This window comes from Peribacillus sp. P4_C12, assembly GCF_056402095.1.
This window is the reverse complement of record NZ_JBFUIB010000014.1, coordinates 1-13,382: the sequence shown is the minus strand read 5'-3', so window position 1 is coordinate 13,382 and position 13,382 is coordinate 1. Positions and strand designations below refer to the sequence as shown.

10 protein-coding genes are annotated in these 13,382 nt (G+C 39.5%); 7 read left to right on the top strand and 3 right to left on the bottom strand.

What is annotated here, in order from left to right:
* Nucleotides 1-103 precede the first annotated feature (103 nt).
* Complete coding sequence (gene nagE / locus AC1DUW_RS05210) at nucleotides 104-2,014, top strand: N-acetylglucosamine-specific PTS transporter subunit IIBC (protein ID WP_477642142.1); 1,911 nt, start codon at nucleotides 104-106, stop codon at nucleotides 2,012-2,014.
* 45 nt (nucleotides 2,015-2,059) lie between these two features.
* Here nagE and AC1DUW_RS05205 read toward each other — a convergent pair whose 3' ends face one another.
* A complete protein-coding gene (locus AC1DUW_RS05205) occupies nucleotides 2,060-3,787 on the bottom strand; it encodes an AAA family ATPase (RefSeq protein ID WP_053348256.1) in 1,728 nt (575 codons plus the stop codon).
* A 232-nt stretch (nucleotides 3,788-4,019) separates the two neighbouring features.
* On the opposite strand from AC1DUW_RS05205, the gene def reads away from it, so the two are divergent.
* Nucleotides 4,020-4,598: a peptide deformylase gene (def, locus tag AC1DUW_RS05200; protein ID WP_053348257.1), complete on the top strand. Its 579-nt coding sequence runs from the start codon at nucleotides 4,020-4,022 to the stop codon at nucleotides 4,596-4,598.
* Nucleotides 4,599-4,640: 42 nt separating this feature from the next.
* Here the strand turns inward: def and AC1DUW_RS05195 are convergent, their stop codons facing one another.
* Both AC1DUW_RS05195 and AC1DUW_RS05190 read right to left on the bottom strand, forming a co-directional pair.
* A complete protein-coding gene (locus tag AC1DUW_RS05195; protein WP_053348258.1) occupies nucleotides 4,641-5,342 on the bottom strand; it encodes an SGNH/GDSL hydrolase family protein in 702 nt (233 codons plus the stop codon).
* Between the two features lie 169 nt (nucleotides 5,343-5,511).
* Entirely contained in the window at nucleotides 5,512-7,026 is a 1,515-nt protein-coding gene (locus tag AC1DUW_RS05190; RefSeq protein WP_053348259.1) for an MDR family MFS transporter, read from the bottom strand.
* Between the two features lie 132 nt (nucleotides 7,027-7,158).
* On the opposite strand from AC1DUW_RS05190, the gene AC1DUW_RS05185 reads away from it, so the two are divergent.
* The 5 genes from AC1DUW_RS05185 to AC1DUW_RS05165 all read left to right on the top strand — a co-directional run bounded on the left by AC1DUW_RS05185 (nucleotide 7,159) and on the right by AC1DUW_RS05165 (nucleotide 13,251).
* A complete protein-coding gene (locus AC1DUW_RS05185; RefSeq protein ID WP_053348260.1) occupies nucleotides 7,159-7,647 on the top strand; it encodes a MarR family winged helix-turn-helix transcriptional regulator in 489 nt (162 codons plus the stop codon).
* 204 nt (nucleotides 7,648-7,851) lie between these two features.
* The gene (gene efeO, locus AC1DUW_RS05180) at nucleotides 7,852-8,703 is read left to right on the top strand and encodes an iron uptake system protein EfeO (RefSeq protein ID WP_053348261.1); all 852 of its coding nucleotides are present in this window, start codon (nucleotides 7,852-7,854) and stop codon (nucleotides 8,701-8,703) included.
* The gene (gene efeB / locus AC1DUW_RS05175; protein WP_477642141.1) at nucleotides 8,704-9,990 is read left to right on the top strand and encodes an iron uptake transporter deferrochelatase/peroxidase subunit; all 1,287 of its coding nucleotides are present in this window, start codon (nucleotides 8,704-8,706) and stop codon (nucleotides 9,988-9,990) included. It begins immediately after the preceding gene.
* An 88-nt stretch (nucleotides 9,991-10,078) separates the two neighbouring features.
* Entirely contained in the window at nucleotides 10,079-11,833 is a 1,755-nt protein-coding gene (locus AC1DUW_RS05170; RefSeq protein ID WP_477642140.1) for an FTR1 family iron permease, read from the top strand.
* A gap of 69 nt (nucleotides 11,834-11,902) precedes the next feature.
* Nucleotides 11,903-13,251 (top strand): IS3 family transposase gene (locus tag AC1DUW_RS05165; protein WP_477642139.1). Its coding sequence is split into 2 segments (ribosomal slippage): nucleotides 11,903-12,359 and nucleotides 12,359-13,251, totalling 1,350 coding nucleotides; the frame shifts between segments, so codons are not numbered across the junction.
* Nucleotides 13,252-13,382 lie beyond the last annotated feature (131 nt).

The window sequence follows — 13,382 nt, the reverse complement described above, 5'->3', positions numbered from 1 at the left end:
TATAGTCCAAAGAAAAGTTATTATATTGACAAAATGAAAACGCTTTATACGTCTTGTCGTTCTGCTGAATCAAAAGAAGTTAGGAACAAGGGAGATGAGTTCGATGTTAAATTTTTTACAAAAGATTGGGAAAGCTTTGATGTTACCGATCGCTGTTTTGCCTGCAGCGGCTTTATTGCTTCGCCTAGGTCAACCGGATTTACTTGATATTGCATTTATAGCTGCCGCAGGAAAAGCGATTTTTGATAATCTTGCCATACTGTTCGCTCTAGGTATAGCGATAGGATTATCTAAAGACGGAAGCGGTGCAGCGGCATTAGCTGGTCTTGTTGGTTACTTTGTTTTAACGAATGGTACACAAGCAATTAATAAAGATATCGACATGGCTGTTTTAGGTGGGATTATATCAGGTATAGTTGCTGCCTTCCTATATAATAGATACTCAGAAATAAGACTCCCTGAATGGCTTGGATTCTTTTCAGGGAAACGATTTGTTCCGATTATTACATCGTTAGCGATGATAATACTGGCAGGAATATTTGGTTTTGTATGGCCGCCAATTCAAGATGTAATCAATAACGTTGGAGACTGGATTACAGGTGCAGGAGCTTTAGGTGCTGGTGTATTTGGCGTATTGAATCGCTTATTGCTTCCAGTAGGTTTGCATCACGTCTTGAATAGTATGGTATGGTTTGTTTTTGGTGAATACAATGGAGCAACTGGTGATATAAACCGTTTCTTCGCAGGTGATCCAACTGCTGGGCCATTTATGACAGGATTTTTCCCTATCATGATGTTCGGTTTACCAGCAGCAGCATTAGCGATGATTGCAGCTGCTAAGAAAGAGAAACGTAAATTAGTAACGGGGATGCTGGTTGGTTTAGCTTTCACTTCTTTCTTAACAGGAATCACTGAACCAATTGAATTTCTGTTTATGTTCATTGCTCCAGTATTATATGTAATACATGCCATTTTAACTGGGATCTCATTAGCTCTCGCTGTTCTATTGGATATCCATCATGGTTTTGGATTCTCGGCAGGAGCCATTGATTATTTCTTGAACTTTGGTATTGCTCAAAAACCACTATGGTTAATACCGATTGGATTAGTTTACGCTGCAATTTACTTTGTGATTTTCTATTTTGTTATAAAAATTATGGATTTAAAAACACCTGGTCGTGAAGATGATGAGGAAGAAGCAGAAGAAGATACTGTTGTGAAAACAGGGGATAAATATGCCGATATGGGGTCACTTTTCATTCAAGACCTTGGCGGTAAAGAAAACATTAAAGTTATAGATAATTGTGCAACACGGTTACGTTTAGAGGTTGGCAATTCAGATAATGTGAATGAAGTAGCATTAAAAAGACATGGTGCACGTGGCGTGATGAAGTTAAATAAATCAAGTGTTCAGGTCATTGTTGGAACAAATGTAGAATTTGTTGCCAATGCGATGAAACAACTTGTAAAGAATGATGCTTATCCAAGCCAAGTTAAAACAAATCCATCAGCACAAGTAATGGCTGAAACAGTAGAAGAAAACCAAGCTTTAGGTGTAAATGATTTTGTTCTACCGTTAGAAGGTAATGTTTTGCCGTTAGACCAAGTTCCTGATCAAGTGTTTGCTATGAAAATGATGGGTGACGGCTTCGCTATTGAGCCGGTAAATGGGACACTCGTATCACCAATTGATGGGGAAGTGTTCAGTATCTTCCCAACAAAGCATGCATTGGGATTGAAAATGAATAATGGTCTGGAAATTCTGATCCATGTTGGTTTAGATACAGTTAAATTAAATGGAGAAGGCTTTACATCTCTTGTACAAGAAGGTCAAAAGATAACAAAAGGAACGCCTCTTTTGGAAGTTGACCTAGATTTCATACAAAGAAATGCTCCGTCTACTGTCACTCCTATTATATTCACTAACTTACCTGAAGGAACGGCAGTGAAATTACAGAAGACAGGGTTCCAGAAACAAAATACAGCAGACATCATTCGGTTGGAAAAACTTTAAATAGCAGTAAAAAAGAAGGCGTCCAATAGGACGCCTTCTTTTAAATTAAACCAAAACCAGTTCCTGAGGTGAAGCATCAACAATATTTTGAACTTCCGTCCCTTCAAGCGTTTCTTTTTTCAGTAGCTCTTCGACCAGCTCTTCATACTGCGGGCGATTTGAATCGAGCAATTTTTCCGTTTCCTGAATCGCTTTTGTGAACAGTTCCTGCATTTTTTGTTCTTTCTCGCCTTTATTAAATGTTAGGGTAAATCCATCTTGGAGCATTCCGGTATCGACCATTTGCTCAAGCAGATGTTTCGCCTGTTGTACGTCGCCGCCTACACCGATGCTGTGTTCCCCTAAATACATTCTTTCTGCAACGCCACCTGCTAAAATCATTTTGACTTGATCAAGTAATTCACTTGCTGTAGATAAATGAAGTTCTTTCGGAATCGGTGCTACATATCCAAGAGCTTCACCACGTGGTATGATGGTAGCTTTTCGAACAGAGCCAGGTTTGGTTAGGGCTGCAATCAAAGCATGTCCACTTTCATGGATGGCCACGCGGCGTTTAGTATCTACATCATTCAAGGTACGTGATGTGGCACCAAGAATTGTACGGTCAATGGCATAATCGAGATCTTGTTTGCGAATCATTTCCTGTTCATTTCTGAGAGCATGACGGGAAGCAGTATCAAATAGAGACCTTAAATCTGCCCCGGAGAAACCTGATGTGCTTTCAGCCAGTTCATCCAAGGAAGCAAGTACATCTGTTGCGAGTCGCTTTCCTTTAGTATGGATAGCAATGATTTCTTTTCTTCCCTGTGTATCTGGAAGTGGTACTTGAAAGGAGAAATCAATTCTACCAGGGCGAAGAAATGCCTCATCGAGCATATCTTTCCGGTTTGTTGCGGCAATAAATAAAATGCCTTCATTTGGATGGCCTCCATCCAATTGGACAAGTAGTTCAGTCAGCGTTTTTTCGCCTTCTTCTCCGCCATGAGCTTTCCGTTTACCCGCTAATGCGTCTACTTCGTCAATGAAAATGACAGCTGGTGATTGCTTACGTGCATTTTGAAAAAGACTACGGACACGGGCTGCTCCAACACCGACAAACATTTCGTTGAAGGCCGAACCGCTTGTTGAGAAGAAGTTGGCACCCAATTCTTTTGCAATTGCCTGTGCAAGAAGCGTTTTCCCAGTTCCTGGGGGGCCGTATAATAAAATGCCTTGAGGAGGCTTAATTCCAATTTTAGCTGAACGTTCTGGTTCTTTTAGAGTAGTTAGGGTTTGCAGGATTTCTTGTTTGATTTCGGTTTGCAAACCGCCTACATCCTCCAAAGTTATCTCGGGCAAAGCTCTAGGAGCAGAAATGCTTTGTTTCTTGCTGCCAATAAGTAATCCACCTTTTGACCTTTTCTGTATTATAACAATGGTTGTGACTAATGCTGCCATCAATCCACCTAAAATCCATAATGCTGACTTATTAGTTGATGAGAATGAATATTGAACATTATAAGTTTCGACTAGTTTATTGATCATTTGACTGTTGGGGGGAATATTAGAAACATATTCTCCATCTGGTGTAGTGATGTGAAGGGTACCGTTTCGTTTCTCTTCTATTGAGACAAGGGCCCCATTTTGAGCTTTAATTGTCTTTTCAACAGAAGAAAAGGGAATAACCATTTCCTTTGATTGAGTTACAACATACCAACTAATTCCACCTATTATCACAATGAAAGCCGTTAAGAACGGCAGCAACTTCGAGACAAATTTAGAATTCGAGTTCAAATTTTCATCTCCTTTAAGGATATATATTCAGTATAGAATATTTAAACGTGTATTCTATAGGTCTTTAGTCCTTGAAATCTAGGTAAATAATGTAAAGGTACGAAATACCAATAACTTAGGGATGAGTACTAGTCTATTTTCAACCTGCATATTAGACTTTTTAAAAATGAAATGCTAAAGTGAAATGGTCTAAGTCATGAAAAAATAAAAAGGTAGAAGAGTGTGAAGTTCTATGAGTAAATTTATAAAAGACTATTTGATTACAATGAAGGATATCGTCAGAGAAGGAGATCCAATTCTGCGCCAGGTAACGGATGAAGTTAGCCTGCCGATTTCAGATGAAGATCGTGAAACTCTGGAGTGCATGATGCAATATTTGAAAAATAGCCAAGACCCAAAACTTCAAAAGAAATACAATTTGCGTGAAGGTGTTGGTTTGTCGGCAAATCAGATTGGCTTGAATAAACGCATGTTTGTTATGTATTTTCCGGATGAAAAAGGGAAGCTGATTGAATATGCCGTTGTGAACCCGAAAATAATCAGCCATTCAGCTACGATGATTTATTTACCGCAAAGTGAAGGCTGTCTTTCTGTTGACCGTGATATAAAAGGCTATGTACCTCGTTATGAACGGGTTAAAATTAAAGCATTGGATAGCAAAGGTGAGCAAATCGAGATGCGGCTGAAGGGCTTTGCTGCTATCGTGTTTCAACATGAGCTAGATCATTTAAACGGGATGATGTTTTATGACCGTATCAATATCGAGAACCCTTTCAAGCTTCCAGAAAATGTAGAAGTGAAAAGCTTGTAATACCAAAGAGGCAAAGCGCCAATGCTTTGCCTTTTTACATGTTTAAGATTGTGGAAGAGCTCTCCCTGCCATATGCTTCTGTAAATCACTGAATATGGCCATACTCATTTGTTGGTATCCTTTGGAAGTGAGGTGGATGCCATCATCGCTAATTAAGTGGTTCAAGTCGCCAGCGGATTTAATGTAGGAACGCACATCAATCAGTGGCACCTTAAGTTCTTCAGCGAGGTTTTTCAATTGGCGGTTATACATTCCATGCCAATGTTCAATTCCGCCGACTTGGGACACAAAATGCCCGATTGAAGGCCCGAACCTTTCAGCAATAGACCGGTAATACCTAGCTGGATCTAGTGGTGGGAGGGTTAAAAGAAAAGGTGTGACATGCTTGTCCTGAACCTGTTTGACAAGATGAGTAATATTTTCTAGGTACCGTTCGATGGGAACAATTGGCTCATGATCACCTTCTGGATTTTTGGCGACTTCATCCCAATGGAAGTTACAGTCGTTTCCACCAACCTCTATTAATACAATATCAGGATTTTCTGACATGACATCTTTATCGATCCGGCTAACAAGCAGGTCGGAGTTGTCATTGAAAACCCCTTTATTCAATACTTCAACGAATGGCAACGATTCTGTAAGCTTAGCTAAAGAGTTCGGATAATTGTCTTTAATAATGCGAAGCCGACCTTTAACATAAGAAATACCTCTGGTTAAACTATCCCCAAAACATACAATCTTCAAATTTCTCACCTCGGTATGTGACTGTGTTACTTATTATTTTAGTAGTAGAATAGTTTTTCAGCAAACTTTACTTTCTATTCAAATAGAGGAGAGGTATTTTATTGAAATAGTACCCGCTTTTCCTTAATAAAAACTTAAAAAAGCGCTGAAGGCCCTGCGCTTTTTTAGTCTATTGTAACGATTCCTCTTTTGGAGGCGTTTCTACTCTTGTTTTTCCCATAAAGAAAACCGTGATTGCAGCAAGACCGATTGGGATGAGGGCCAAAGTGAATATTAAGGAAATTGAATCAGACATTGCATGAACAATTTTATCTAGGATAAAGTCCGGAATCTGGGCACGTGCATCTGATTGGAAGAGCTGACGAGGGTCTTCCATTAGTACAGATGTGTCCGGTCCTCCCTGCATCCCTTTAAATGCGTCTGTCATTTTACTTGTGAATACATTATTCTGTATCGCTCCATAAATCGTAACACCGAGTGTCATCCCAAAAGAACGTAGGAATGAGTTTGTAGAGTTGGCCGATCCGCGAAATCTTGGTTCCAAATTATGAATCGAAGCAATAGGCAAAAGAGAGAACGAAAAGCCCATGCCGAAGCCAGTCAGAATCATGTAAAGTGTTAGTAAAGTTCTGCTGGTATCAGGGGTAATTGTCCCTAACAGAAGCATTCCTGCAAAATAGCAGACGACAGAAATTGTCATCAAGTTGCGGAAGCTGGTCTTTGTATTGAATATCCCACCAATTGCACTACCAACGACGGAACCAAGCATCATGGGAGTAAGAATCAACCCGGCATTTGTTGCAGATCCCCCGTAAACAGCTTGGACGAAAATTGGTATATAGACAGTTAAAATAATAAATGTACCACCATATAGGATGGCCAAGATTTGAGAGGTTGCAAACAACCGTCTTTTAAATAACCATAATGAAATGATAGGATCTTTTGCTCTTTTTTCGAAAAAGAAAAAAGAAATGAAGAAAACTAAAAAGCTTGCAAACAGACCTATGATAGGAAATGAATCCCAACCATACTCTCCGCCCAGTTCGAGGGCAAACATTAAGCTAATAACGGCAATAACGAGTGTTGCTGCCCCACCCCAATCAATTTTTTGTTCTTGGGTATTGGCTGACTCTTTGTAATATCGCATGATGAAAAATAAAGAAATGATTCCGATTGGAACATTGACATAGAAAATCCAGTTCCAGCTAGAATACTCTGTAATATAAGCACCTAAAAGCGGGCCCAATACACTTGAAGCTCCAAATACAGCTCCGAAAAGCCCAGTTAATTTTCCGCGTTTCTCAGGTGGGAAAATATCGAATATGATTGTAAAAGCAATTGGCATTAAAGCGCCGCCGCCAATCCCCTGGATTGCCCGAAAAATACTTAACTGGACTATGCTTTGAGCCATACCACATAATGCAGAGCCGATTAGAAAGACTACGAGGCCAAAAATAAAAAACCTCTTCCGTCCATACATGTCGGAAAGCTTACCAAAAATCGGCATGCTTGCCATTGTGGCGACCATATAAGCAGATGTCACCCAGACAAACTTATCGAAACCGCCTAAATCTGAAACGATCGTTCCCATGGCAGTCGCAACAATCGTATTATCCATTGCTGACATCAAGATACCTAATAATAAACCGGCAACAATGAATTTTTGGTTTTTTTGTTCTTTCATTTATTTTCCTCCTTAGTGCATACTAATATTTCATAATTTTATTTACATAAATGAATGATAACCATTAAGATAAAATAAAATCATTTATCTTGATTTTCAAGATAAATTTAAGTGTAAGAGGGATGGTATTTTATGTCAAGCGATAATATGGTGAATGCAGATTTGTTAGAGAAGTTAACGCATAGTCTGAAAAGATATGGAATGAGATCGGTTTTATTTCAACAAAACATGGCCCAAAAAATAGGAGTTACCCATACGGACTTAAAGACTGCTGAGATATTGAATGAAACAGGACCGATAACCGCCGGTGAACTATCGAAAATTACGGGGTTGAGCACGGGCTCGGTAACGGCGCTAATCGATCGTCTTGAAAAATCTTGCTATGTAAAAAGGGAACGAGATCAATTGGATGGAAGGCGGGTAATGATTGTCCCAATGCCCGCAAGACAAGAACAGATCAAATCGCATTATCAATCACTCTCTACGGCTACCAAAAATCTATGTTCCACTTATAATGAGCAAGAGCTTACATTTATCCTTCAATTTGTGGAGGATATCTCAGAAATTATGGAAAAGGAAAATGACAAGTTAATGAGTGAACGGGAAGGGTGGCTGAAATAAAGGCTACTCTTTTTACTTTTAAAGATATGAGGAGTGTGAAGTAGGCGTTTTTCCCTTTTTAATGAGAAAGAAAAACGTTAGAGATATAACAAATTCTTCCACAACATATGAAAAATGTCTCGTTTTCAACAAAATTTATATTGATAATGATTTTCATTGTCTGCTAATATGAATCTAGAATTCATTTAAAAGGGAGATTCATATATGAAGAAAACAAAGGCATCATTAGCAGTCTTACTATCTACTAGCCTACTATTTGGCTGTTCACAGGAAAAGGAAGAAGTAAAGCCGGCAGACAAGAATGCCAAAGAAACGAGTGCAAGTGCGAGTGCTTTAGATGATGTATCTAGCGAATATCGGGAATATGCGATTGGTGAAATAGAGGAGTTTGTAAAAGCGACTGAAGAGTTTACGACAGCTGTAACGTCAGGTGATATTGAAAAAGCGAAGGAAGTATACGCACCAGCCCGTATGCATTATGAGAGAGCTGAACCAATTGCAGAAGTATTTGGCGATCTTGATCCCAAAATTGATGCCCGTAAAGGGGACGTTAAAGATGAAGAGTGGGGCGGATACCACCGGATTGAAATGGGTTTATGGGAAGAAAACACAACAAAAGGTTATGAAGAGTATGCAAATCAATTGATGAGTGATGTCAATTTGCTTCGTGCCAAAGTTGAAACTGTTGAGGTCACACCGGATTTATTAATCACAGGTGCGGTTGATTTATTAAATGAAGTTTCTACGAGTAAGGTAACTGGAGAAGAGGATCGATACTCTCATACAGATTTATATGACTTTGTTGCAAATGTAGAAGGTGCCGAAAAAATCTACGAACTTCTTACACCAGCTCTTAAAGAAAAAGACGAAAAGCTTGTAACGGAAATCCAACAACGTTTTGACGATGTATACAGCTTGCTTGAGAAGCATAAAGAAGGTAATGGCTATACCTCTTATACGGATTTAAAAGAATCTGAGGTTAAAGAGCTAAGCCAAGCCATTGATGCATTAGCTGAACCACTTTCGCAAATAGGGATTGTAACGGAGGAATCATAATTGAAAGAAAACACGCCAAATGACGAAACTTCGCTTTTTACTAAAAAAGTAAGTCGTCGCAATATGTTGAAAACAGCAGGAGTTGGTGGGGTCGGAGTCGTAATAGGAGCCTCTGGATTTGGTGGGCTTTTGAATCTATCTGATTCGAAGGCAAATGGACAAACTAATGATGTTGTTCCATTTTATGGGGCGAATCAAGCGGGCATTACTACTGAAGCTCAGGATAWCCTTTATTTTGCAGCACTGGAAGTTACGACAGATAATAAATCTGACCTAATCCAGCTATTTAAGGACTGGACAGAAGCAGCGGCTCAGATGACAGCGGGAAAATTGGTAGGTGAAGCTTCTCTAAATACTAGTATGCCTCCAAAAGATACTGGGGAAGCAAAAGAATTGTCACCTTCTAATTTGACGATTACTTTTGGAGTGGGTCCTACCCTATTTACGAAGAATGGTAAAGATCGGTTTGGTTTGAAATCGAAAAAGCCTGCTGAATTAAAGGATCTGCCCAAATTCCCTTTAGATGCGTTAGAAGATTCTTGGAGTGGTGGAGATATTTGTATTCAAGCATGTGCAGATGATCTTCAGGTTGCTTTTCATGCCGTTAGGAACTTAGTGAGAATCGGGAGAGGGAAAACGATTATTCATTGGGCCCAAACAGGTTTCCAACGTACTAAACAAGCCGATTCTCAAAAAACAACACCGCGTAACTTATTCGGGTTTAAGGACGGAACTGCCAATCCGGATAAGAAGAACAGCAGTGAAATGAATGAACATGTTTGGGTAAAGGCTGGGGATGGTCCAGACTGGCTTGTTGGCGGCAGTTATATGGTTGTTCGCCGAATTCAGATGTACATTGAAGTATGGGACCGTACTATATTGAAAGAGCAGGAAAATACATTTGGCCGTCACCGTGACAGTGGAGCTCCATTAGGGATGAAGAATGAATTTGATAAGGTTGATTTAGAAGCTAAAGATAAGAATGGAAATCGGATTATTCCAGAAGATTCGCATATGAGTCTATCCAGGGGGGACGGAAAAGCAAAGATTCTGCGGCGTCCTTATTCATATGCGGATGGAATGGATCCTAAAACAGGAAGCTTGAACGCTGGCCTTCTGTTCATTTGTTATCAACGCAACCCAAGTAAACAATTTGTTCCTATACAGGAACGCCTTGCGAAAAATGATAAGCTGAATGAATATATCATTCACCGAGGTAGTGCTGTATTTGCTTGTTTGCCAGGTGTGAAAAAGGGTGGCTATATCGGAGAATCCCTTTTTAGGTAATTGAATTTTAAAAGATAGACGAGAAAATCGCCAGCATGGATGCGTATCCGGGTTGGCGATTTTAGTTCATAAATAAGGAGGGACCAGTATGACTGTTTCTAAATGGAAAAGTGGGATATTGGTTTTAATAGTCAGTCTTTTATTTATTTCATCTGCAGTACGAGTTGTTTCAGCAGGTGAAAATCATGATCAGCTTTTTGTCTATATTGGCGATAGTTTAATGAAGACAAAATCCGGCGACCTTGACGCAGTTTCTGATAATATAGCTCAATTTGAAAAAGAATGGAAAATGATAAAAACGGACAGTGAAGTTGCGAAGAAAGTTGACAAGCAATTATTGGCTGTAAAAAGTGCTGTGAAGAACCAAGCAGACGCAGATGAAATTAAAAAGCAATTATCGGCTTTATCAAGTACTCTAATTACATATGATACAGAGGAAAATCCAGTAGATAAGACGGACTATAAGGACCGGTTACAAGCGTTAATACCCTTAATAGAAGAGTTGGATGCAACGATAGCTGAAGGAGACTTTGTTCAAGCTAAGAGTCAATATGCAAACCTCCTGAATCAATGGACTGACGCTGAGGTTGTTGTCCGGGAGGAAAGTGTTGCTTCATACGGAAAGATTGAAACGGCTATGGCCTTTGTACGGATAGCCATTACACAGGATCCTCCTGATTCGGAAAAAGCCTTAACGAATCTTACTGAATTAAAAGGTTTAATGGAGGATTTTCTTGCTGGTAAGGTTGAAGAAGAAGACCAGAAGGTGACTTATTCACTTGGAGATGTTACACAACTCTTACAAGGAAGCGTAGCCGATATTGAAAAAAATGATATCGATTCGGCGATTGATCAGTTAAATGAAATTTTAACAATTTGGCCTAATGTCGAAGGGGAAGTTTCAACAAGGGACAGCAAGTTATACAGTGATATGGAAACAAAAGTTCCGACCGCAATCAGCCTGTTGCAATCGAAAAAGATAAAAGCAGAGGAAGCGAAGGAAATCGTTTCGGATTTAAACACCCGGTTGCTACCCTTGATTGATGATACGAGCTATACAACATGGGATGCTGCTTTGATTCTTTTACGGGAGGGGCTAGAAGCACTCTTGATTGTAGCTACATTATTATCTTTTCTAAAGAAAATTGGACAAGCTGACAAACAAAAGTGGATTTGGACAGGGGTCGGTGCTGGATTAGCCGCGAGTACCATCTTTGCGGTCATCATCAATATTGTTTTCTCTCAAATTACGGCTGCGTCAAGCCGTGAGTACATTGAGGGAATCACTGGGATAGTGGCAGTATTGATGATGTTGACAATTGGCCTTTGGCTCCATAGTAAATCGAATATCCATGCATGGAATCGTTATATTGGCAAGCGAATGGACCAAGCAATTGCTACAGGTAGTATCGTCTCGTTTGCTTTAATTAGCTTTCTATCCATTTTCCGTGAAGGTGCGGAGACAATTATCTTTTATGCAGGAATGGCGCCGTATATGGAATTGAAGCAGCTATTAAGCGGGATTGCAATTGCCTTCCTCATATTAGTAGTGATTGGTTTTATCATGCTACGTTACAGCGTGAAACTACCGATTACCCTATTCTTTAAAGCAGCAACGATACTCATCTATGTTTTGGCATTTAAGATTCTTGGGGTCTCTATTCATTCACTTCAAGTTTCACAAGTGCTGAAGACACATACGATTACTTCCTTCCCGTTTGTAGAATGGATAGGACTTTATCCGACAGTAGAAACGATACTGCCGCAAGCTGTATTAATTCTGTTGATCTTACTGGCTACCTATTGGGTTAAAAAAAATAATTCTGTACATGCATCTGAATAAAAAAGAGCTGCCTAAGTGAACTGCACCCCAATTGTTAGACAACATCTAACAATTGGAGGTGCAGTTTTTTTGACTAAATATACGATAGACGAAAAATTACATGCAGTTTTAGAGTACTTGGAAGGGAAAAAATCCTATAAATCCATCGCACAAGAAAGAAATGTAGGCTTATCCCCTTTGAAGAGATGGGTCGCTCGCTATCTARAACATGGGATGGAAGGAMTTGCTTCATCCTATACAAATTACACTCTGCCCTTTAAACTAGAGGTACTTAAATATATGAACGAATATGGGGCATCGATCAGCGAGACCGCTGTACACTATAAYCTTCCTTCCGATTCTACACTTTTGAAATGGTCAAATCAGTTKAAGGAAGGAGGTATAGACGCCCTTAAACCAAAGAAAAAGGGGCGTCTATCCATGAAAAAAGAAACCAAGAAAACATCGCCAGCTAATGGCTCTCAAGAAGCACTTCTTGCCGAATTAGAATACTTACGTGCAGAGAATGCCTATCTAAAAAAGTTGARTGCCTTAGTTCAAGAAAAGGAAGCCCTACAAAGAAAGACAAAGCGAAAGTAGTCCATGAACTAAGGAAACAATTTGATTTAAATCTGCTTCTATCCATTTCTAACATGGCACGGAGCACATACTATTATTGGGTAAACGCCTTCGGGCGTGAGGATAAATACACAGAAATGAAATCCCTTATCRAAGAGATTTTCCATACGCATAAAGGGCGTTATGGGTATCGGCGTATCACMCTAGAATTACGTAACAGAGGTACTCGTATCAATCATAAAACAGTTCTCCGATTGATGAATGAACTAGGATTGAAGTCTTTAGTTCGCATGAAGAAATACCGTTCGTACAAAGGGAAAATCGGCAAGATTGCRCCCAACATTCTAGCACGTGATTTCAAGGCAATAAACTCAAATGAAAAATGGGTGACAGACGTCACAGAATTCCATCTAGCTGGGGAGAAACTATACTTATCGGCCATTCTTGATCTGTTTAATGGAGAAATCATCGCCTATAATATCGAATCTCGGCCTGTTTATCCCCTCGTTTCCAAAATGCTGGAKAAAGCCTTTGAWCGCTTGGAATCGAAAGATWCACCCATTCTTYATTCAGATYAGGGCTGGCATTACCAGATGAAACAATATTCGCATGATTTGAAAAGACATAACATTACACAAAGCATGTCCCGTAAAGGAAATTGTCTCGATAATGCGGTCATWGAAAACTTCTTTGGCTTATTAAAATCCGAATTACTCTATCTTCAAGAACTTGAAAGCATGGAGCATTTCAAACAAGAATTAGAAGAATATATCCATTACTACAATCATCAACGAATCAAGGTAAAATTAAAAGGCATGAGCCCGGTAGATTACCGGGTTCATGCCCTCAAGGCTGCCTAATTAAATAAAGTGTCTAACTTTTTGGGTTCACTTCAATTGTCAGTCCTCTTTTGTAGTATCTAGCGCAGAGATCGGCGATAGGAATATTGTTTCCATTGATAGAGGATAAAGCAACCAATGCAGAATCCAAG